Source organism: Pseudomonas sp. CBS, assembly GCF_024734645.1.
In the GTDB taxonomy this organism is placed as follows: Bacteria; Pseudomonadota; Gammaproteobacteria; order Pseudomonadales; family Pseudomonadaceae; genus Aquipseudomonas.
Genome location: NZ_CP102929.1, coordinates 340,914 through 362,068, shown reverse-complemented (window position 1 = coordinate 362,068; position 21,155 = coordinate 340,914). Strand labels below are relative to the sequence as shown.

The 21,155-nt window shown below is 57.0% G+C and carries 24 protein-coding genes; 6 read left to right on the top strand and 18 right to left on the bottom strand.

The window, feature by feature from the left end; genetic code table 11:
• Window positions 1-88 precede the first annotated feature (88 nt).
• Window positions 89-1,126 carry a GGDEF domain-containing protein gene (locus NVB75_RS01760; protein ID WP_032888665.1) on the top strand — a complete coding sequence of 346 codons (1,038 nt, stop codon included), beginning with the start codon at window positions 89-91 and terminating at the stop codon, window positions 1,124-1,126.
• A 536-nt stretch (window positions 1,127-1,662) separates the two neighbouring features.
• On the opposite strand, the gene NVB75_RS01755 is transcribed toward NVB75_RS01760, so the two are convergent.
• Window positions 1,663-2,064, bottom strand: coding sequence for a HEAT repeat domain-containing protein (locus NVB75_RS01755; RefSeq protein ID WP_258345621.1), 402 nt, complete (start codon window positions 2,062-2,064; stop codon window positions 1,663-1,665).
• Between the two features lie 363 nt (window positions 2,065-2,427).
• Between NVB75_RS01755 and NVB75_RS01750 the strand changes: the two genes are divergently transcribed.
• From NVB75_RS01750 to NVB75_RS01740, 3 genes are all read left to right on the top strand, one after another.
• Window positions 2,428-2,637 (top strand): hypothetical protein, encoded by a 210-nt coding sequence (locus tag NVB75_RS01750; protein ID WP_177044645.1) that lies wholly within the window; start codon window positions 2,428-2,430, stop codon window positions 2,635-2,637.
• A 92-nt stretch (window positions 2,638-2,729) separates the two neighbouring features.
• Window positions 2,730-3,068 (top strand): hypothetical protein, encoded by a 339-nt coding sequence (locus tag NVB75_RS01745; protein WP_258345619.1) that lies wholly within the window; start codon window positions 2,730-2,732, stop codon window positions 3,066-3,068.
• Window positions 3,069-3,096: 28 nt separating this feature from the next.
• Complete coding sequence (locus tag NVB75_RS01740) at window positions 3,097-3,777, top strand: SOS response-associated peptidase (RefSeq protein WP_258345618.1); 681 nt, start codon at window positions 3,097-3,099, stop codon at window positions 3,775-3,777.
• Here NVB75_RS01740 and NVB75_RS01735 read toward each other — a convergent pair.
• The 9 genes from NVB75_RS01735 to NVB75_RS01695 form a co-directional block, all read right to left on the bottom strand.
• Window positions 3,761-4,096, bottom strand: a complete 336-nt coding sequence (locus tag NVB75_RS01735) for a hypothetical protein (RefSeq protein WP_258345616.1) — start codon at window positions 4,094-4,096, stop codon at window positions 3,761-3,763. The genes NVB75_RS01740 and NVB75_RS01735 overlap by 17 nt on opposite strands.
• A gap of 93 nt (window positions 4,097-4,189) precedes the next feature.
• On the bottom strand, window positions 4,190-4,696 hold the full coding sequence (locus NVB75_RS01730) for a lysis protein (protein ID WP_258345615.1): 507 nt from the start codon (window positions 4,694-4,696) through the stop codon (window positions 4,190-4,192).
• Window positions 4,693-5,226, bottom strand: a complete 534-nt coding sequence (locus NVB75_RS01725) for a glycoside hydrolase family 19 protein (RefSeq protein WP_258345614.1) — start codon at window positions 5,224-5,226, stop codon at window positions 4,693-4,695. The genes NVB75_RS01730 and NVB75_RS01725 overlap by 4 nt, the downstream gene beginning before the upstream one ends.
• 58 nt (window positions 5,227-5,284) lie before the next feature.
• A complete protein-coding gene (locus tag NVB75_RS01720) occupies window positions 5,285-5,845 on the bottom strand; it encodes a tail fiber assembly protein (RefSeq protein ID WP_258345613.1) in 561 nt (186 codons plus the stop codon).
• 2 nt (window positions 5,846-5,847) lie between these two features.
• Window positions 5,848-6,327 (bottom strand): hypothetical protein, encoded by a 480-nt coding sequence (locus tag NVB75_RS01715; protein ID WP_258345612.1) that lies wholly within the window; start codon window positions 6,325-6,327, stop codon window positions 5,848-5,850.
• Between the two features lie 52 nt (window positions 6,328-6,379).
• Complete coding sequence (locus tag NVB75_RS01710; protein WP_258345611.1) at window positions 6,380-7,060, bottom strand: hypothetical protein; 681 nt, start codon at window positions 7,058-7,060, stop codon at window positions 6,380-6,382.
• Between the two features lie 319 nt (window positions 7,061-7,379).
• Window positions 7,380-10,976, bottom strand: coding sequence for a phage tail protein (locus NVB75_RS01705; RefSeq protein WP_258345610.1), 3,597 nt, complete (start codon window positions 10,974-10,976; stop codon window positions 7,380-7,382).
• A gap of 59 nt (window positions 10,977-11,035) precedes the next feature.
• Window positions 11,036-11,617, bottom strand: a complete 582-nt coding sequence (locus NVB75_RS01700; RefSeq protein ID WP_258345609.1) for a tail assembly protein — start codon at window positions 11,615-11,617, stop codon at window positions 11,036-11,038.
• A 55-nt stretch (window positions 11,618-11,672) separates the two neighbouring features.
• Window positions 11,673-12,017, bottom strand: coding sequence for a hypothetical protein (locus tag NVB75_RS01695; RefSeq protein WP_258345608.1), 345 nt, complete (start codon window positions 12,015-12,017; stop codon window positions 11,673-11,675).
• 104 nt (window positions 12,018-12,121) lie between these two features.
• On the opposite strand from NVB75_RS01695, the gene NVB75_RS01690 reads away from it, so the two are divergent.
• Together NVB75_RS01690 and NVB75_RS01685 are read left to right on the top strand one after the other, a co-directional pair.
• Window positions 12,122-12,688: a hypothetical protein gene (locus tag NVB75_RS01690; RefSeq protein WP_258345607.1), complete on the top strand. Its 567-nt coding sequence runs from the start codon at window positions 12,122-12,124 to the stop codon at window positions 12,686-12,688.
• Window positions 12,689-12,971: 283 nt separating this feature from the next.
• Window positions 12,972-13,532, top strand: coding sequence for a fasciclin domain-containing protein (locus NVB75_RS01685; protein ID WP_258345606.1), 561 nt, complete (start codon window positions 12,972-12,974; stop codon window positions 13,530-13,532).
• A gap of 462 nt (window positions 13,533-13,994) precedes the next feature.
• On the opposite strand, the gene NVB75_RS01680 is transcribed toward NVB75_RS01685, so the two are convergent.
• From NVB75_RS01680 to NVB75_RS01645, 8 genes are read right to left on the bottom strand one after another with little or no spacing between them, the layout of a single operon-like run.
• Window positions 13,995-14,240 carry a hypothetical protein gene (locus tag NVB75_RS01680; protein ID WP_258345603.1) on the bottom strand — a complete coding sequence of 82 codons (246 nt, stop codon included), beginning with the start codon at window positions 14,238-14,240 and terminating at the stop codon, window positions 13,995-13,997.
• Window positions 14,241-14,265: 25 nt separating this feature from the next.
• Complete coding sequence (locus NVB75_RS01675) at window positions 14,266-15,030, bottom strand: C40 family peptidase (RefSeq protein ID WP_258345602.1); 765 nt, start codon at window positions 15,028-15,030, stop codon at window positions 14,266-14,268.
• A gap of 2 nt (window positions 15,031-15,032) precedes the next feature.
• On the bottom strand, window positions 15,033-15,785 hold the full coding sequence (locus NVB75_RS01670) for a phage minor tail protein L (protein ID WP_258345601.1): 753 nt from the start codon (window positions 15,783-15,785) through the stop codon (window positions 15,033-15,035).
• Between the two features lie 11 nt (window positions 15,786-15,796).
• Complete coding sequence (locus NVB75_RS01665) at window positions 15,797-16,135, bottom strand: phage tail protein (RefSeq protein ID WP_258345600.1); 339 nt, start codon at window positions 16,133-16,135, stop codon at window positions 15,797-15,799.
• Window positions 16,136-16,138: 3 nt separating this feature from the next.
• Window positions 16,139-19,588: a phage tail tape measure protein gene (locus NVB75_RS01660; protein WP_258345598.1), complete on the bottom strand. Its 3,450-nt coding sequence runs from the start codon at window positions 19,586-19,588 to the stop codon at window positions 16,139-16,141.
• A gap of 10 nt (window positions 19,589-19,598) precedes the next feature.
• On the bottom strand, window positions 19,599-19,898 hold the full coding sequence (locus NVB75_RS01655; protein WP_258345595.1) for a DUF1799 domain-containing protein: 300 nt from the start codon (window positions 19,896-19,898) through the stop codon (window positions 19,599-19,601).
• 17 nt (window positions 19,899-19,915) lie between these two features.
• On the bottom strand, window positions 19,916-20,305 hold the full coding sequence (locus tag NVB75_RS01650) for a phage tail assembly chaperone (protein ID WP_258345594.1): 390 nt from the start codon (window positions 20,303-20,305) through the stop codon (window positions 19,916-19,918).
• 3 nt (window positions 20,306-20,308) lie between these two features.
• Window positions 20,309-20,965 (bottom strand): phage tail protein, encoded by a 657-nt coding sequence (locus NVB75_RS01645; protein WP_258345593.1) that lies wholly within the window; start codon window positions 20,963-20,965, stop codon window positions 20,309-20,311.
• Between the last annotated feature and the right edge of the window lie 190 nt (window positions 20,966-21,155).

Sequence of the window (21,155 nt, the reverse complement as noted above, 5' to 3'; positions counted from 1 at the left end):
TTGGATGCTGAAACACACTTAATTCATTGATCAGGTATGCCCAGGCGTTGACATCACATTCAGGTCGTTTCGGAAAAGGAGTTTAGGGATGCCGGCGATTTTCAAAATCAGACCAAGAATGCGAACGCTGCTGTCACCAGCGGTAACCAAGATTGAAATGGCGGGAATTGTTTCCTGGCTTTGTGTGTTGCTGGTTGAGCCTGCGACAACGTTAAAGCTGCCAAACCTGTTGGTTACAGCATCGTTGTTGGTTATTTGGTACGTTCATCGCGTAGTTGCTGATTTCCGCATATGGAGAATGCTCGGCGGCGTCTATATATTGGTTTTGTCACTCGGCTTTTCGCATGTGATTGACACCAATGTGCAGCTGCGCGTCTTTACGCTGCCCCTAGCTGTGATCATCGTGGTAAGCAGTGCTATCTTATTCGTCACGGTTCAGGACTATCTTCTGTCTACACTGCTGGTCTGGATACTGATGTGGCCCACTTTGGACGTTGGGTTTTACCGGGAACTGGAAGTTTATCTGGTCATTTTTTGCGTTGCTTCCGTGTCCATCGGTTTCACTCTCAGCTTTACCTATCTAAGAAACATGCGGTCAGTGTTGTTGGTCGAAAGTGAATTCAGGACATTGGCAGAGACAGATTTTCTCACCTCCTTACTTAACCGACGGGCGTTTATGGGGATCTTCCAAAATGCATTGGCAGAAGGTCACAGCGGCTACTTTATAATGTTGGACATTGACGGGTTTAAATTAAAAAACGATCAGTACGGTCACGATGTAGGTGACAAGATTTTGTGTGCAATGGCCGCGTGCCTGAAATCCACCCCTGGCAGCCACAGTGTCGGGCGGATTGGTGGTGAGGAATTCGGTGTCTTGTTGTTGGGCGAAGATGATGCTGTTGCTAATGAATACGCGTTGCGCCTGCTGGCCAACATCCGTTGCAGTGTATTGCCTCCGCATCAATTCACTTGCAGCGCGGGCGTCGCGCAGTTCCGAGCGACATCGGACATGTCAGCAGTGCTCAAATGCGCCGACAGCAATATGTATAAAGCCAAGCATGATGGTAAGGATCGGGTGTTTCAGGATGGAAGGCAGGTCAAACCGCTACTTCCTGTAACTACTTAGTTAAGATTTGACTGGAGGACGTCTGTGAAAATCGTTTTCGAAGAAATCGAATCTCCCCTTTGTTGCTTGCTTACACTGGGCACCTTCACTTTAATGTTCCAGAACCGTTCAGAGGCTGAAAGCTTTCTCAAGCTCCTGATGGGGGCGGAGACATCGTTCAGCCCCCATCGCTGAGCGTCTGCCTATGGCCGTTTTTTGCCGGTCAAGACCACCCAGTGCGCTGGTCAAATCCGATGCAAACGACTGGTCAAGTCGAATGCAAATGGGTGGTCAAGCCCATGCAATTACGCATACCTGCCGCACGAGGCCGCAATCGACCCAAAACTGGCATCAGACGATGGATGCTCTTGGTCTTCTCGCAAAACTGAGGTAAGCAACAGATGACGGAATCGCTTTGCGTTGTATTTCATTCCGGCGCTTTCGGTCGCTTTGCAACGCGCCGAAACGAACAAGGAAAAACAGGGTTAGACCACAATTATTAATCGTGGTCTAACCTCTTTTTCTTTTCTCTCGCCACAGCGCCGACCCATCGTTGGTTATTTGAGCTTCCTGATCAAGGTAGCCACCATCAATTCCAGGGTCTGAGTGGAAGCATCAACCCCTTCGCTCAAGGCCGTGATGACAGGGCTAACGTCCCGTATGTAACCGGCTAAAAAGAGCGCATCGATTGACTCAAGCGCATGAATGACCACCGATTCCTCTTTCGCTTCAAGCAGCCTTAACAGTACCTGCAACGCGCGTACATCAGGGCAATCAGTGAGCGATTCGGCACATCGGCCCAGCCACACATCAGGCTTCACGCTAATGGCGGATTCAAGTTCGCGCCAGTCCGACACGGTGAATTCAGAGACCTGAGCGCCTGCAACATCAATACCTTCATCCGACCAGTAGTCTTCAGAATCGCTCGAATGCAGAAACAACTCATATTCTTTGAACATCGCTCACCTATCAGAAATTTTGCCGGATCCGTGCAGCCATTCGATGAAAATATTCTCTGCACAGTACGAGAGAGCAGCGAAGAGAAAACGAAAAAGGAAATCAGGGTCAGATCACTATTACTAAACGTGGTCTGACCCCGTTTTTTCTAATCATAGGCTTCTTCCGGTTTGGTGCGAAGGTAACGCTTACAGAGTGGCCGCACTGCTCTGCCACACTTCAATTCCATGCTGCAATACGGATTCATGGTCGGTCAACTTCAGCTACAGGCAATGTAAGCTTTGGGTCGAGAGCGGACACTCATAACCTTGAGTGGGCTCCCAAGTGCCAAATGCTAAGCTGTTCACTCCACCAGAGGAACGCCGATGCCCAACTCAGACCTGCTCCCCTCCCTGCTCTCCAAGCTCTACGAAAACCAGCTGGCCTTGGAGGCTTCCATCATGGAGCTATCGAATTGGGTCGAGCAACGTGGCTCCGCCGATGTGGCTGAAAATGTGCGCGGCGCCCTGCACACCATCGACGAGAACGAAGAATTCATCAAGCTGACCCTGGCTGTCCTCATGGCGCCTGACTGATCGTCGGGTGAACGTGCAGTTCGTCGGCGAACGACTAGCGCATTACCGCACCTCGATTACTGTATACACATACAGCAATCGGACCACACCCCATGAACATTGACGAAGACACCTGCGAGTGGCTTGGCATCCCCACGCCTCTCGAAATGCACAAACAGCACGCCCGCCTACTGGAGAATGAGATCCAGGAACTGAATCTGCAGCTGCGTAAAGCGAGGGAGGATATTCACGGCCTGGTGCAGATGCTGGCCGAGGCGGAGGCCGTCAAAACACAGTTCCGTGGATACCTCGCTGAGACAGGCGCTGAAGCCGCCGCCATGCGCAAACAGATCAACGACCTGACGACCTCGTCAAGGGCTGACAAGAAACGCGCCGATCAACTGAAAGAACTGCTTGATGGCCTTATCACTCGTCCAAAAACCATCGTCTAAGCTCAGGTTTCAGATTGAGGGCTTGACCATGTGCGGAAGACTTTCCCAGTACAGCGGCATTCACGACTTCGTTGCAGCGCTGAGCATGCCCAATGCCCTGGCGAACTCCGCCGGTGAAACACCGCTCGAGCGCTACAACGTCGCCCCGACAACCCAGGTCGCCCTGCTCCACCTGCAGGGTGATCTGCTGCACGCCGACATGGTGCGATGGGGATGGCGCCCGCACTGGGCCAAAGATCGCGCCGCGCCGATCAATGCTCGCGTCGAGAAGGTGGCCCACGGACCGTTCTTCGGCGCGATCTGGCCGCACAGGGCAATCACGCCCATCGATAACTGGTTTGAATGGGTCGATGAAGGCGGCCCGAAAAAGCAGCCCTACCTGATCCGCCGGCGGGATGGCGCGCCCGTGCTGTGCGCAGCCATTGGCCAACTGCCTGACAGCGATGAAGGACCGGGCGAGCATGACGGCTTCGTGATCATCACCGCCGACAGCGCCGGCGGAATGGTGGACATTCACGACCGGCGGCCCGTGGTACTGACGCCGGACCTGGCCCGGGAATGGTTGGACCCGGCTACACCCAAAGAGCGCGCTGAGCAGATGGTGCTGCACCAGGGCGAGCCGGCCGAGACCTTCGAGTGGTTCAAGGTCAACACGGCAGTGGGCAACGCGCGAAATAAAGGGAAAGAGTTGATCAGGCCGGCTCAATAATGTCCGCTAATAATTGCAACGCCATGCCGAAACCGACCATCACGATCGACAGTTTGAAAAGAGCCGCGTTCCTCTTTGGATTATCCCGACTCGCTAAATCGTTGTAGTGAAGTTCCTCTTCTGACGGTATACGACCACCATCACCCTTGATGGAGTTGTATTCCTCTAGAGCAGGATTGCCCGGAACACTTTCCAATGCCAGGTCAACGGCCTTACTTTTAAGATCGATTAGCGAGGCGACCACCACCCCCCCAATTTGAAAAACCCCGGATACGATTTTCATCCAGTAAACAATATTTTTCACATCGATATTTAACATAGTGAATGGCCCTCATAGTTGGAAGCTCAGTCTAGGACACACGCTATAAAGCGCCAGCCACTCACCTCCAGCATCTGCCCGCGACGCTCACACTTACCGGCTCACTTCTCTGACATACGCTTGGCACGCCCGTAGCGCGATCACGGCGTTATCCCCGTCGTCGGTAACGGCGATAATTCTTTGAGCATGCGCTGGGTCAAGTTGGGCTCGACGGGCTGCATGAACCACGCCGACGGCGCCGGGGGTGGCAGGCACGTCGCAGCCACTGGCTGAATCCGTGGCGTCGAGAAGGACTGACAGCCGCACATCAGCAGTAGCAAGGCGGTCACGCAGCAGAGCCTGGTTGCGCTGGGCATCGGATAATTCCTTGGTATGTTGTTGGTCGGAGGAGGCCACGGCCTGCTCCGTGGCCAGGCGCTTGTCCTGCTCTCGCCGCGCCAGGGCGTTAGCGGCGTTGCCGATCGCATCGAGGTCCGTCTGGAACTGCCCCGCCTGCTTTGCCAGCTTCCCGTCATACCGCCAGTACTGCACCTGCCAGGCGGCGCCGAAGCTCACGGCCATGGCCAGCAGGACCACGGCCAACTTCTGCACCGGAGTCACGCCAGCACCTTCAGCGCCTTGTCGTACAGCGCTTGGCGGTCGGCCAGCCCGTTGATGCCGCCATTGATACGGCGGGTGATCTTCAGGAAATCATTCTGGTCCGCCAGGGTGTTCAGCCCGCGGGAGGACCAAAACCACGCCGCCGACATTGCCGCGTACTGCGGCTGCTCAAGCAGCTCGGGCTGATTGATCAGGTCCAGGCCCAGGGCATCGCCGCACGCCGCATAGTTGGCCCGGCCGGTGATCTGGATCAGGCCACGGCCACGGTATTTGAAGCCATCGCCATTGGCCTTGTTGCCCAGGTCGGCGCGCCCTTCGTAGCGGTCCTGCTGCGCCGTGGGGCCCCACAACTCTTTCAACCAGCGGAACTGCCCAGACTCATGCCCGATCTGGGCGATGAAGGCGGCCATGCGCAGGCGCGTGACGATTCCGTACTTGGCCATGGCCGTATTCAGCACAGGAACAAAAACGCCGGCATTGCGGCCGGCGTTTGGGAGGATCTGCAGCAGCTGCTGCTCAGTGATCGGCATGGCTTTCTCCGGGCAATAAAAAACCCGCTAATGGCGGGTGCCTGTATTCGGGGTGACGTCAGGCAGGAGCGGACGGCCAGTCAATGGTCTCTGGATAGCCGGCCTGCTCTGGCACTCGATTTAGCGCAACGCGGTATTTCTTCCAGACCTTGAGCGAAGCGACCTCCGCTTCCGTAGCTTCGTCGACATCCACGGCGTCCTGAAGCGGCGCAACAGCGTAGTCAGCAACGGCGCGCAGCCGGTTAATCTCAGCCTGTGCGAGCTCCATGGGGTCAATTACGATTGGCGCAGGTGGCTGCACTTCTTCCGGCGGTAGGTCCGGCACCAGGATGTGGAGCGTGATCAGCGTTTTCAGATCGTAGGGCTCGCCATCCATCGTCACCGTTACGGTGAGCAGGCCCTCGTCAAAGAAGACATTTACCTTTGCGGTGTTTTCCGAGGGGTGCAGTGAATATCCCCAGCCCTGGTCGACAGGTGGAAAAGGCACCATCCCCAGCGTGCCAGTGACGCAGTACACACCCACGCCAGAGCGGTAGCTGTCGACGTCCATACCACCCAGCGAGGTGATATCAAACAGAGCGCCCGTCTCCCCCATGATATTGATTGCTGCTCTTGCCATGATCAGATCGCCTTGAGGGTGCCGTCTTGGGCACGGGTGGTGTTTTGGTTGGTGTAGACGATGTTCCAGGGGCCGGGTACGCCGTTCGCATTGAACTGGCGGTAACCCATCGTCGGGCTCGTGGCGCTGTTTGCGGCGATCACCAATTCGTTGAACAGCAGGCCGCCAGTGTTCATGGTCAAGCGCGAACCACCCGACCCCGGTGATGGAGTCTGGTCGGCGCTGGCGCCAGAGGTGACGCTAAACCCGACCGTCGATGGAGACGCCGAAACAGGCGCCGAAACCGCTCCAAGGCCAAATGCGCCTACCGGCATGACGTTCCCTGTGGCGGTACCGATGTTCGCGTTGGACGCAGTGCCTAGCTGCGCATTCCTCACATAGAGTTCGGTCATCATCGCGTTGATCTTTGAGCTGGCCACGCGCGGCGTATCGCCACCCACGCCAGTCGGAGGTGTACCCAGTATTATTTCTTGTCTAGCCATGATATTTCCCACATGAATCACTCTAGATTTCGAGTGACTTTATTGAAGTAAGTTAAACTTGTTTCTTAGCAAAGGCCGCAGGCAAAAACATCGTATTGACGTTAGTCGCACCGATGGTAATAGCCCACAACTTATTACCAGGAAAATCCCACCAACAGTAAAGATCTACCTGGCCGTATTGAGCGCCGCTCATCTTCATTGAGAAGTTGTTGATCAGCATAAATTCATTGGAGTTAAAATCGAAAGGCAGTGAGAAATACACCATGGTTAACCCTTGAGCATCTCGGCCGGCAGTGACATACGTCCAACCCTCATAGGCTCTAGTGAAATTCGCGAAGGGCATGCCGGTGTCGAATATTACCTTCTCAGATCCATCGAAAAGCCTTGCCCCATACTGAGCAACGGGCGCTGACTGCCATGCAGCGGCGAAATACTCGCCGTTGGGACGCGCGGTATCGAAGTTATAGCCACGTACCGAAAAACCGGTCCAGGCTCCCGGTGAGCCGATCATTCTGAACTGGCATAATCCGGCAACCATGTTGACCCGATCAGGCTTTATGAATACCAGCGGGGCTTCAACGGTGGTAATGGTGCGCGAAAACATGGTGATCGCAACTAAATTGCTTTGCTGATTCCAGGTATATCGGCCACTCGATATAACAGAAAGGCGCGCAAACTCACTATCAACGGCCACCACGCTTTGATCATTAATGAATTCGAAACCGTAACTCATTTAAACCTCACTACAAGTACGCGCTGAGTCCCATATCCATTCAATCCCTGCACAGCGGTTCTGTGCCCCCGCCAAACTCGAACGCTCCCGTCGAGCATTTGGGGTTCGAATATCGTCCCGTCATACACATCAACGGGAACTACCAAAGCAAAGCTGTTCTGTGGATTGCATCCCGGAACGGAGAAGGTTTGAAAGGTGCCGCCTGCAGTACCAGGGGCGAAGTACACAAGAGAGGAAAACGCAACGCGCATGGTGAACGAACTGGGGTCAAGCTCCTTGACCCCAGTTGCACTCCATGTGGCCAGCCCGAACTCATCCATTACGAGAGCCTCCCGAACATACCGCGGCGAACGTCGCTCCCGTCGTATACGGCCAGTCCGTCGTTGTTGAGGAGGGACGAGCCGCCAGTCCCCGAGCTGCGGAGCGTGAACGTTCCTGCTTTGACGTTGATCTCCAGTAGCGGCAGGCCTTTAGAGTTCACAGCCTCAGAACGCAGTGTCATGCCCAGGATGATCTCCTGAATAAATGCTTTGCTGATGATTGCTTGATTGATGAACACCTGGTTGTTCTGAACCACAAACATTGGCACAACAGCACCGCTGACCTCGTCGACCACGGCGAAGCGTTGAGCGAAGATCAAGAACTCTGCCTGCTCGCCGTCCGATCCAAAGGCAAAGCCGGAGGCAACTTTCTTGCCCCCAGCATCCGTCTCAGCCTTGAAGGTGACCATCGACGAAACCTTCCCGTCGGTAGTGGCCTGAGCCTTGCTGACGACTTGGATGGCGGCCGTATTTGATCCGGCTGTCGCCTTAAGCGTGTTGATCTGTTCTGCCGTAGAAGCCTTGTCAGTGGCCATAGCGGTCTGCACGGTAGTGATGCTGGCCGCGTTATCCCTTACCTTGGCCTCTACAATGTCGGTCCGTTGAGATTGCGCAAAATCCCGCTCCGCAATCGCAGACATCAGCGACCAGGCGCCGGCAGATGATGTGTCATCCCCTGCGCTGCCTACCTCCGAACCCGCAGAGTCGGACTTGACCAGCGCATACACTCCGTCCAGCTTCTCGGCCGTGGCTTTGACCTTCCCGTCGACCTCTTCGATAGCGGTCTTGTTCTTGCTGATTTCCAAGGCCATGGCTGCGTTGGTTTCGGCGATGGTGCCCAGGTTGAACCAGTAGTTGGCGTTCGGTGGCGATGTGTAGACCGGCACCGCCGTGGTCGCCTGGAACAGCTGCTGGCCAACTCGCACCATGTCGCCCTTGGCGTACGTCTTGGTTGGCACATATTCCAATGCATCGACCACTTCAGAGATCAGGTCTTCCAGCTCCTGCTTGGCCTTCTCCAGGCGATCGTTGACCGAGCCAGGGCCATCGCCCGTGATCAGGTCGATCTCCGCACGCAGGCTCTGGTACAGCGCGCCCTTGCCGATCTTATCGGCGAAGTACTTGTCGTACTCGGTCTGGTCCGAACTGGCCCGACCATTCACTGCTCCGGGAATCGGCCAGAACGGCCCGACGTTGCCCGTGCGGTCCACCAGGCGCGCCCAGAAGTAGAGGCTCGCACCCGCCAGGATGTTTTGCATCTCGTGCTTTGCCTGCGGATAGCTGAAGTCGCTCAGCTTGATCGCGGTGCCCAAGTCCGGCGACTGGCTGTACCAGAGCTCCGTGCGCTGGGTATCTTCGGCGCCCGGCCGGAATCCCCACTGGATGCCAATGCCGTAGACCAGGCTGGTGGTGGTCAGGAACGCCACCGCCGGCGGCAGGCCGACCTTCCCTTCTAGATTGGTCAGGTTCGAGCTTTTCCAGATCGACGAGATTTCGAAGGCGCTCACCGAGCGTACCCGGGCTATGTAGACGCCCGAGTAGATGCCGGTGACGTCGACGCTGGTCGAGCCAGTGCGCTGCACCTTGATCCAGTTGCCGCTGTCCTTGCGCCACTCCACGTCATAGGCGATCGCACCGCTCACAGCGGGCCACGAGATGTTCATGGTGCTGATGGCGATGCCTTGGTTCACGGCGTAGCTCGACGTCAGCGTGACGCTGGCCGGCGCCGGAACCACGGTGATCGGAATAACGCTGATCGGCCGCTCTTCCAGCCGGGCGCCGGTGTCGATGTGAGCGAACTTGCTCGGGTCGTACTGCACGGCCGAGATTTCGAACACGCCAGGTTCTGGCCGGGACACGCTGGTCACCCGGTACAGCGGGATGGCCAGGTCGCCAGCGTCGAGCGCCCACACCAGTTCCTGCTCAGGCGCGACGGAGTACGCCGTGGTGACCGTGACCTGGCGACCACTGACCAGTTGCACGGTGCGCCCCTCGCACTTGCCGTCGGGCAGATTGAGGATCAGCCGATCACCGGGCTTGGCCTGGGTGTCGCGGTCCAGGGTAATTACTTTGCCATTTACGGCCGAGATGCGCCCGCCCACGGGCCGACCGGCCAGCAGTTCGTCAGCGATCGGAACGACGTAGCCAGGCAGCGGAATACGACCGTCCAGGCCGACACGAAACGTTACCGCTCGGTCCTTGGAGTTGGTGAGCACCGCCCACTTGCCACGGCGCTGGGCCTCGGACTCGCGATCACAGCCAATAGCTGAGATTTCAAGCGGGTTGTCTCCATAGCGACGTTGCAGCTTCGGATCAGTTGTCGCCGTTACATCGGTGTCGTAGTTGTTCAGTCGATTGTCGTAGCTGACCAGGGCCCGGCTATACCGGGTTCGCTCCGACGAACTGGAGTAGGTGAACTTCCCATCAATGACGTTCGCGCGGGTGTAGGCGAAGTCAAAGTCAGTGGCCCGTGGCATATCCGACAGGGTGAACACCTGGCCTTGGGCCCAGTAGGTCATGCCCCGGTAGATCGCCGAGATGTCACGCAGCAAAGACCAGGCATCGGCCTTGCTCTGCAGGTTCAGATTGCAGATGAAGCGCGGCTCCATGCCTCCCTTACCGTCGGGCACCAACTGGTCCGCGTACTGGGAGATCCTGTAGAGCTCCCATTTATCGACCATCCACGGCTTAATGCGGCGACCAAGGCCGAAACGGTCGTTCGTGGTGATGCCGTAGGTGTGCCAGACCGGGTTGTCGGTCCATGCCTCTTTGAAGGTGCCGTCCCAAATGCCGGTATAGCTGCGGGCCCGAGGATCATAGTTGCTCGGCACCTGCCACTTCCGGCCATCGCATTCAGTTGTCACCGCCGGGATGTTGCGGAATTGCTCGGCAGAAAACTCGATATAGAGCAGTGCGGTATTCGGGTACCGGATCTTGGCATCGATGACTTCGGTGAAGCCCGCGATCTGCATCGTGTCTGAAATTTTGTTGTTGTTCTGGTTGGGCGTCAGTCGAGTGATTCGCAACAGCCAGCCAGTTGTCGCCCGCGGAAGATCGATTCTGCGGCTGCGCTCATAAATGCTCGTGGTCTTCCCGGAAACGGCCTCGTTCAAAACCTCTTGGTATGCGCCGCCGTCTGTAGCCAATTCAACCTTGTAGCCGATCGCGTAACCGTTGATGTTGCCGCCGGCGTCCACAGACTGAATCGCGGGCCAGGCAAAGCGCACACGAATAGCCGAAAGCTGGATATTGCTGATCGCGCGAACCCAGGGCGTACCGCTACGCAATTCGGTGCCGATCGTGGTTTCGTTGGCGACCGATGGGATGCCCTGTATGTAGGTTTGGTCGACCGCCCCGGTGCGCCACTCCCACTTTACGTTTGGGAAGTTCATATTGCCCTGGGGGTCTTGTAGCGGAGTGTTGTCGAGGTAGATATCCTTGGCGGTTGGAGTCCCCTCGAACTCCCCCTCGCCTACGGCGATCAGCATCTTGGCCATGGCGACAGAGCGCAGGCTATCCGGCGCCTCGATTGGTGTTTTTGGCTTATCCGAGCCGCCCTTGGCGCCGTAGATGTCGACCTTGCGTGCTGCGCCCATGCTTTTCTCCAGACAATAAAAAACCGCCTCATGGGCGGCTGCGATGCTGCGGGTGGTGGTTACATTTGGTCTTCGGCGTAGATCTCCGCGCTGATGATCGCACCACCCCACCGGCGCCGGCCCGCACATAGCGGAACAGGGTTGCCAGATGCGGTGGTGTTCTTGGCGCTACCGAAGGCATAGCCGGGTGTGTTCTCGGGCGCAGCACTGGTCTTCAGTCCGCCGGCCTGAGGGCTTAGCATCTGGATGACGCCGCCAGCAACGAGGCTGATGCCTATGGGCATCAAAACTTGAAAGCCAGGAATGAACGAGACAGCGATCAATATTGCACCGATGATTGTTTGCAGTAGGCCCGCACGCTTGCTGCCAGTTATTACTGGGGCTATACGAATCTCTCCCGCCCCCGTGAACGCTAACTCGCCCTCGGACAAAGGCTTCACGCCGCGGAACACCGCAAACTCAATCCCTCTTGACTTCGCATTGGACAGAAACCGCTCGAAGCCTGGGATTTGCACACAAAGCGCTTTGATTGCTTCCGCCGGCGACCGCACGGACAGTCGGAACGATCTACCGAACTGCCTTAGCTGCCCGTAAAGCAAAATTGTGGTCATGGGTTGATAGTTGATCGCGAGAGCTGACATTCTTTTCTCCAGGCAACAAAAAGCCCGCCGAAGCGGGCTGAAGATTCGATTTGATTTACAGGCAGTTGCGGACCGCGGCCTCGATTGCTGTTCGGCCAACTCCTGGCGCCCAGGCGGATCGCTGATAAAAGACGACAGAGCTTCCGTTGGAGGACTTGTTGATCTCAAGTAGCTCGTCGGTCAACTGCATCGCGCCGATCACAAGGCGGTAACCGTTCTCGGTTTCGGACATCGTCGCCTCAGACCTTGCATCCTGCCAGTGAGGGAATACGCACAAGGCATACTTCTTCGGCTCTTTTTTCGTGGTTGCGCTGACGGTAGGTGTATTCGTGCGCAGGTCACTGGGTGAAACGCACCCCGCCAGCATCGCGATCGCTACCGCCGCTATCAAAATTCGCATGTCGTTCCCTCTGTGGTTAGGGAGGAAATCTAGCATCTCTGATCTCTAGCTCAAACCGACATTAGGCCGATCTTCAGATTCATTTTTCAATCCGGTGATGGATCATGGGCAATTTTCTGCCTTGGCATAAAGCTTCGGAGAACGGCGCCGAAAAGAGATATTCCATAAAAAGGAAATTCAGCATGCTTTCTCGTATCAGGAACACCCTTCCTCTACTCACTATCTTGGTGGCTACCTCCACTACGGCCCAGCAACAGGCCGCTGAGCAGTTCCCACATATCCCAGCGATGAGCCATCAAACAATGACCTACAACGGAGAGATCATTTACGAATCGGACGTTGATCTGAACGCCCCAAATCCCAGGTCGTTTGCTCTCCAAGTTAATGTCGATTCCTATTCTGCTAACTGCACCAGCATCGTGGGCCATGTTTCGACGGCAGCCTCAACCAATAAAGGCGCAAAGGGGGCTGCATCATCCGAATACATCAGTTGTGTAGTTACAGAACTCTCCCCTGACGGCCAAGCTAAAGCAGACCTCGTTTATGACTTCCAGAACGAGAAACAAAACGTTCACAAATCCGGCCACGTCAAAGCCAATTTGCAAGTAGGGAAAGAATACAAAACCGAAAGCAATGGCTCGCAGGTAACTCTTCTTATGCGCACGTACTGACGCACGAAAGCTGCCGAGTTGAGCAAGGCCAATAGGGTTGGGATCACTGCACGTGAATCCATCGCCACCTCAATCGGTACGCTTCTCAGCAGACAAGGATGCGTTGACCAGGCCTGTCCAGGCATCCAGCGTGGATGGAATGCCAGTGAAAGCGGCCGACAGGTTTGAACCGGCAGGCGCCGCGCTTAAAAAGTTATTTTTTGAAAAGGTGCATCCACTTTGATCGTTGGCTCGTAGATTCAATACCCTCACTCGGAGGGCATAAGAGCCTAGGAGATACATCATGCACGCTTTTTACAAAAAATTTGCTGCTGCAGCCTGCTTCGCGATTCTCTCCGTCACTGCCACGCTCAGCTTTGCCGCCGATACAGTGATGGTCGGAGGCGCAGCGATGTACCCAAGCAAAACCATTGTCGAGAACGCGGTCAATTCGAAGGACCACACGACGCTGGTAGCTGCAGTCAAAGCTGCCGGATTGGTCGATACGCTTAACAGCAAAGGCCCTTTCACTGTATTCGCCCCAACGAACGAAGCCTTTGCCAAGCTGCCAGCCGGGACCGTCGATACACTGGTCAAGCCTGAACACAAAGCCGATCTGACTAAAATTCTGACCTACCACGTCGTGCCTGGCACTCACACATCGGCGCAACTGATGGCAGATGCCAAAAAGAACGGCGGCACCGTGGTGTTGAAATCAGTTCAAGGTGAATCGCTAAATATCAAGCTGCATGACGGCAAGCTGTGGGTGGTAGATGCCAAAGGCGGTAAGGCGAGTATCAGCATCGCAGACGTTATGCAGTCCAACGGCGTAATCCACGTTGTAGATTCGGTCTTAATGCCTTAATAGCTCGTCAGTCCCGGCAGACTTCCAGTTTGCCGGGTGTTTAAACACACAGGCACCTCATTAGCTGATACTTCATGGTTCAGAAATGTCGTAGCACTGTTTTACATGAATGCGAAACCAGCTGTACGAATCCTCAGTAACGCCAACAATCCTTCCGATAGTAGCCTCCTGCCTTCATGCAAGGATTTCCCAGTCCTTCACCTGCAAGCCCAAGGACTGGGGTTGCGCCAATATCGGCGCGTTTATGACCTGGAGGTCAATGTGAGTAATCAACTACCAAAAGATCCAGATAACGCAGGGTCCGTACTCGGTTGGGGTGTTGTCCGAAATTCTCCATGGAGTCTTCACGGCGTTTTCTCGAGCAAAGATGAGGCTGAATCCCAAGCGACGACCGCGGGTGATGGCTACGTCGCGGGGTACGGATCTCACAGGCTCGGAACGGATGATTTCATCTTCTCCGATCTAGATCGCTGATTTCATCGTGATAGACCCGGGGCCAGAGATTTTTTTCGCCTTCAGCCCCGGCTTCGCGGTATAGCTTCTGTCGTAACCATCACCACCCGGCCCAACTTTGCCCTTGAAGCTCAATCGGTCGATTTCGGTATCGCCGTCTAGAATGGCGACAACCACCTCGGCGCCGCAAGGGCCCTCGCTTGAGCTGATAAATAGATCTCGAATATTCAGTGTGTAGCGCTGGCTGGCTTGCATAGCTCACCCTTGCGGCTCTGCCGCGTCATTTTGGTTGTGTTGCGTCTTTGTGCCTGAGGATCAGGCGCATTCGGTCGTGCCAGGGGCCGCCGAAAACTATGATCTCGGACGGCCTTCCGTAAAGGTGGTGCAGCAGGAATGGGCCCGGGCCGAATACCTCCGATTTTTCTCCAGGTAGAACTGGATCAGTGCCCAGGTAGATCCCGGCGTGATTCGGGTGAACCGTGCGCCCGACGTGCATGACGATCAGATCGCCACGCTGTGGCCGGTCCACGCGAGTAAAGCCGGCGGCCTCGTAGTGCTGCTCGTACAAACTGGCGTTTTCCGCGCTCTCCCACCACCCATCTACGCGCTGGAAGGCTTCAAACTCAAGCCCCCATTCGCGCTGGTACCAATCAGCGCATACCTGCCAGCAGTCCCAGGCCCCATGAACGAACGGCCGCTTGAGCAGCTGCGTGCTGCCTGTTGGCGTGATCGTGCGTATGTCGCCCTCCGGCCACGACAGAATGTGCCAGGGCAAGGCGGTGGCCTCGCACATGGCCAGGTCATGCGGTGACGGCCGGCTGGTGGCGTCCGGGTGTGAATGGACAATGCCAATGACTTCGCCCAGGTCCTCCGCTGCAGCGTAGTCCTCAGGATCAAGTCGGAACTCTTCGTTCGGCTCCGTGGCGATGTTCCGGCATGGGAAGTACTTCTGCGCCCGCCCCACAGCCAGCAGCAGCCCGCAACACTCGCGCGGATACTCCGCCGCCGCATGCGCCTGGATGGCCGCAATGATGTGCTTGCGCATGGTCAGCTCCGGGCAATGAGGGATACGGCAGGGAATCCGCCGAAGGAAAGTTCGTTGTTCTCGCCGAAGCGCAACTTGCAGGACGACAGGCAACCCTTGCACTGATCCTTGGCCGGGTCATCCGTGGGGTTGTCCTCGTCGTCGAACATGGCCGCGCCGGTGTAGCCGCAGTCCGGCCCCCGGTAACCATTGGTCATGGCCCAGTGGCAGAAGGTCGTCATCTGGCGCCCGGGCAGACCGTGATTATCGATCTCGCCCGGGGACGACAGCTCCCATACCACTGCCTCGCCGTCCTCGCTGGTTTTCTGGTCGATGTACCAGATCTCCAGCCCTTCCTGTGTCGGGTCAGCAGTTGGGTTGCCTTCGGCGAAGTTCGCGGCGTCCAGGTACTGAGCCAGGGTCTCACGAACGGTCAGCTTGAACTTCAGCAGGTCCTCGAAAGCCAGGCACAACGCAGTGACGCGCCCGTTGATGTTGCCGGCGGCGAACGTAGGCCTGGTGGCCGTGCCGTCGCTGTTGGAGCCAATGCCCTCGATCTGCACTGGCCATGCCGCGTACTCGGCGCCCTGCCACCAAATCGACTTGGCCGGCAGGTCCTCCTCCGAATGCTCGTAGGACAGCAGCTCCTCGGGCGTGTGCGGGATGGCGTGACCGTGAAAGCGCAGGTAATCCGCGCCGTATTCGGTCCCGTCAATTTCAAACAGGCGAATTTCGGCGCCGGGCTCCAGTTTCTGGATGTCCGTGATCAGTGCCATGGGCGGTTATCTCAGGGGTGAAAGGTTTGTTCGAAGGTCGCGGTGATGGCGTAGACCTGCCCGCCGCGGTGCACTGGCTTGTAGCCGTTGCACTTGTAGAGGCCCAGGTCGCCCAGGGGCGGCTCCCAGAGGAAGCCCTTTGCACCCTTGTGCCGGTCGATGAAGTCCATGATGTCCTTGATGCGGCTCTTCATACCGGTAAAGGTGACCGGCCAAGACTGGAATTTGTTGTTGATCCCGTCCTCGGTCGACTGCGCGTAGCCGTCGGCAAACTGCTTCGTGCGTACGCGCTGCTTGATATCACCCTCGACGCCCTTTTCAGTGGCCCAGGTAAATCGCTCGATTGCCATAAATCATCCTTTCACTTGGCGGAAACTCTGGCCGCCCTGGCGCCAAGACTTGGCGATCTCTTCTGTTGCGATTTGCCGGGTGCGCGACTCCATGTTGCGCTGGAACAGTTCGACGTCGAACTCGGCTCCATCAGGGCGGCCGGCCTCCTGGTCCGTTAGGATGATCGGCATGCTGAGGCTGAGATTTACACCGCCACCGCCGCCTCCAACCGCAGAAACACCCAGCTTGCCGTTGGCTGTGCGGGTTAGCGGCATGATTGCCTCGTCGCCCGCCTCGCCCATGACCCCGGTTTTGCCGTTGGCCATGCCGAACGCCGTGGGCTTGCTGACGATTGAGTTGGTGAAGGCGCCGCCGTCGGCGAACATCTGCACACCGCCCGACCAGGCGCCACCCTTGGCCTGAATGCTGCCCGGGGTGAAGCTTGAAAGGTCGGTACCGGTGTACCCGGCCTGACTTGCGCCGCCAGAACCACCGCCGCCACCGAAGTAGCTGGCCGTTGCGCCAACCAAGCTGCTCAGCAATGCCGAACTCGCCTGGCGGGTAGCAATGCGCGCCATATCTGCAAGGATCGACTTAGCAAAGTCCGAGAACGATGCCTTACCGGTCATTGCGAAGTTGACGATCGCGTCCTCCATACTGCTGAAGGCGTTGCCGAACAGACTTTTGGTCTGGCCGGCAATGTTCTTCGCCGAATCCAGATAGTTGTCCCAGGCAGAAGTAGCGCCCTTCGTCCAGTCGCCTTGGGCAGCCTCCACATCTGCGTAGTTCTGCCGGATCTGGTCGGTCGCCGCTTTGTTCGCGTCTGCGAGCGCCTGCGACTTACGATTGAACTCCTCCTCCGACATGTTGCGCGACGGGTCAGATTTCTGATTGGCCAACTCCAGCGACTGCTGAGCGAACCGGTCTTGCTGGCTGTTCAGTTCGCTGTTGAGCGCGTTCTGGCGGTCACCCTGGCCCACGCCGAGCACTGCACGTTGGCCGGCAAGTTCCAGGGCTCTTTGCTGCTGAGCCAGGGCCTGCACATAAGTGGTAATCGACCGTTCCTGCTTCGCCAGGCGCCCGGTCTCGCTTGTTGCCAGCACTTCAAGCTGACTATCAGCGTCCTTCTGCGCCTTGACCATCCCTGCGCGCGCGTCAGCGATCTTCTGGTCCAGCTGGATACTTTGCGCGGCTGTAGTGGCCTTCTTGCCCTGTGCAGCTTCAAGGGCCGCAATCTCAGCTTCGTAGCCGGCGGTGACTTCATCCTTCTCGGCGCGGATCAAAACTGCACGCTGTGTCGCGTAATCGGCTTGCGAGATCAGCCCGGCCTTCTGCGCGGCGTCCAACTGCTTCTGGGTGTTGGCGTATTCGTCCTGAATACCCTTGAGCGCGTTCTGCGCATGGTTGTACGCCGTGAGGTCTACAGCGCCGGCCGAAGCAGTTTTCGGATCCTTGTTCTTGTCCTTGATGTTCTGGAGGGTTTTGGCGACATAGTCGGCCTGGACCTTTGGGTCATCAGGGTTCGCTTTTTTCAGCACCTCGACATCACGCAAATACGCCTTGGTCAGCTTGTCTCGCTTCTCGGCATTGCTGAGCATTGAGTCGCTGAGCTGCTTGAGACGTTGCTCGGCTTCAATCCCTTCCTTGTGGGTCCTGGCATCGTCACTTTTACGTTTTTCCTCGTCCTCCTGGGCGGCTTTCTTGTCCTGTAGCAGGCTCAGCTCATCCTTGAGCGCGGTGAGGCGCGCTTTCGCATCACCATCCTCGAAGCCCGTGCCCACCGTAGATTCCAGGTAAGCAATTTTCTGATTGAGCTCTGTGACCCGAACTGCATCACCCTGGTCCCTGCCAATGTTCTTGATCGCATCCAGCGATTTCTTGGCTTCGTCGGTGATGCCCTTCCAGGCTTTCTCGATGAAGCCCAGGTTGTCGGTGATCTCCGTGGATCGGCTTTTAACGGTATCCGCGTAGGTGTCTGTGAGGAGTTTGGCGGCACCGATAGTGTCGCCCTGCTCCTTCAGTGCAACGATTTGCGAATAAACCGAAGCGGTCAGGAAGTGGTACTGATCATTCAGTTCTTTGGCGGCAGCAACAGGGTCCTTCGCGATTTTCACAAACTCGGCAATCGTCGCGTCGACCGACTTACCGGTGGCGTCCTCCATCGCAGCGGCGGCATCCGCAATATCCTTAAAACTGCCGCCAGCGATAACTCCACTGGCAGCCAGTTTGGCAAGCGATGCTGCAGCCTCGCTAGTTGTGCCGTTGGTTGCGCTTACCTGCTGCGCCAATTCGGCCAGGCGGCTCGCTGAAGTGCCCGCGTAATTTCCGGTCAAAATCAGCGATTTGTTGTACTCGTCCGCCTCTTGGCTACCGCTTTTGTAGCCGTAGATCACAGTGCCGAGAGCAGCAACTACAGAAACCAGCGCGAGGACCATGCCCGCCGCGCCAAGCGTTACACCACTGATCGCAGGGCTGATCGCACCTACTGCCTTCTGTGCGTTCTCGGCAGCTTCTGCCGCAGTGTTCGAACTTTCAGCCAGGTCTGACAGGCTCTCGCTTGCCTCGCCCGCGTTCTCGGCGGTGTCCTTCGCCCCTGAGGCGATACCTGCGAGGGATTCCCCCAGCACCGCAGCGCCAGCACCACCAGAAAACAACGACCGGAACTTGTCCTTCAGGGCGTCCATCGTCGGGCCAATGCCGCCGAAAGAGTCCTTGATCTGGCCGCCCTGCTGGATCAGCACCATCAACGGGTTCTGCCCACCAACCAGGCTGGTGAAGATGTCCGTGAACTGCGCAGGCAATTGCCGAAGCGCCGCCTGCGTCTGCCCCGAACTGATACCGGTTTTCCGAAGCCCCTCATCGAATTCGCCCAGCTTCTGCCGGGACGCATCGATACGTGTCGAGTACTCGCGGAAGGTGTCGGCATCAATGACGCCGGCGGCCTTGTACTTCTGCAGCTGCGCCTGCTGCTGATCGAGCTTGTCGAGCGCCGCCATCGTGGGGTTGAGCTTGCCGAGCAGTTCTTGCAGCCCCTCGGCCTGAACGCCGGTCGCCGCGGCAGCCTTCTTGGTTGCCTCGGCCTGACGATCAGTCGAGCCGACGAGCGCATCGGATTCAGCCTGCAAACGCCGCTGAAGCGATGCCAGGCTGCTTACCGACGATCCCGACGACTCCATGGCGGAAGCATTGGTGTTCACGCTGGTGGTCAGGCGCTGGTAGTACTCGCTCGACTCCAGGGAAGCCTTCGCGGTTGCCAGAAGGCGGGCTTTGGCCTCGTCGAGCGTCTCGGAAAGCTTGCGCTCAGACGCCGACAAGTCCGCCGTTGCAGTCGCTGCCTTGTCGAAGCCGGCAGACACACCATCAGCCGCTTTCTCAGCCTTGGCGCCGGCCTGTGCGAGATTCTCCAGGTCGGAGGTGGCCTTGACCGCTTCGCCTGAATTTACCGCAATGCCAAGCTCAGCGATCGTAGACATGAGTGCTCCATTATTTCGATTGCTCAGACATAACGAGCAACGCCTCGGCCTCCATTACTTGAAGGTCGGGGAAGATCTCTCTGAGTTGTTTTTTCTTCTTCATGCCGATGAGCTCGGCAACGTCTTGTAGCGCCGTGTAGTCGAGGCCACACGCCCCACCCATTCCGGTGCGCCATTGGGTGTACATGGCATTGAAGAGAACGAAGGATGGCCAGTTGTCAGCCAGCACATCGCAGTCCTCTTCAGGAATGTCGGAAGCCATCAAGCCGAAGGCCGCGAGATCTGCATCTGACGGCCCCCGCTGATACATCAGGCGTGCGACCTTGATCAGTTTCCCGAGCGGACCGGCGCGTAAGCTGCTTGATAAGCAGCCACAATTGCCTCCCCGGCACCGGCCGATGTCTGCACCAGTGCACGAATGGAGTCTTGAGAAAGCTTGTCGTCAAACCCCCAGTTCTCAACCAGCGCTTCGACCTGCTCTACTTGTCGCTCAATGTCGGCATCGGTAATGTCGATCAGCGTCAGGTCGTCCGCTTTTGCCTTGAACAACTCCTGATCTTCCTTAACCTTCTCCTGCCAGCCAGCAAACAGAGCTGCCAACTCTTTCCGGTTCCGGTACTTGAACTCAAACGGGACCTGGATCACTGCGCCGCCCACGCGAGGGATATCCACAACAGCCTTGAATGTCGGATTTTGAGCAATTTTGAACTTGGCCATTCTTTACACCGCTGCCGCATAGCGAGATGGACGACCAGTCAACGCAACGCTGATAACGCGTGTCATCAGGTTGTTACGAGACATACTGGGGGTCGTGGTGATTGATACATAGCCGTTGTAAATGATGCTGCTACCGCCAGGCAGGTTCAGGCGAAGTAAGCGAGCCTGCTTGTCGTCGTCTGCGGACTCGCAAATGTCCACATATGGCTTCGAAGGATCGTCTGCAACAGTGATAGTCAGCGTGATCGGATTCTTCGTCGTTGGAATCTGGCGATCATCATCGTCTGCCATGAAGCCAAAGGTCAGAAACTGCTGATCACCACCGGTAGAGTTCAACTCCGTAATCTGCGAAATCTCGGTGAAGCCGGTCACCTCCCGAACAGAACCAATGCCGGAACCGGCCGGGTATTGCTGAACGTTGGTGGTTTTCACGTTTTCCAAGGCGAAGGTGCCGCTGGCAATCTCACCAACACGGACACCACGCCCGTCGAGGCGAGTCCAGCCGGAGTTGACTGCAATGACATCGCCCTCGGCTAGGCCGTGCGCTGCGGCAGTCGCCACAGCCGGATTTGCATTTGTCAGGGCAGTGAATGGGATCGCTGGGCCGTAAGTGGCTGCGATCTCGAAGGTGGCGCCGTTGGGCATTTGGATGCCGGCCATGGGTGTTTCCTCTTTTCAGAAATGACAAAACCCGCACAGAGGCGGGTTTCGATGTTTGCCCAACGGGCTAAATGTGTTTGTTGCTAATCGACTTTCATATTGCTTCGGACCTCGTCCAAAGGGATACCGGATTTCGAACCTACAACCACACCGGTAAGGCCACAGCCTGGACAGCAGGCATGCTTATCCT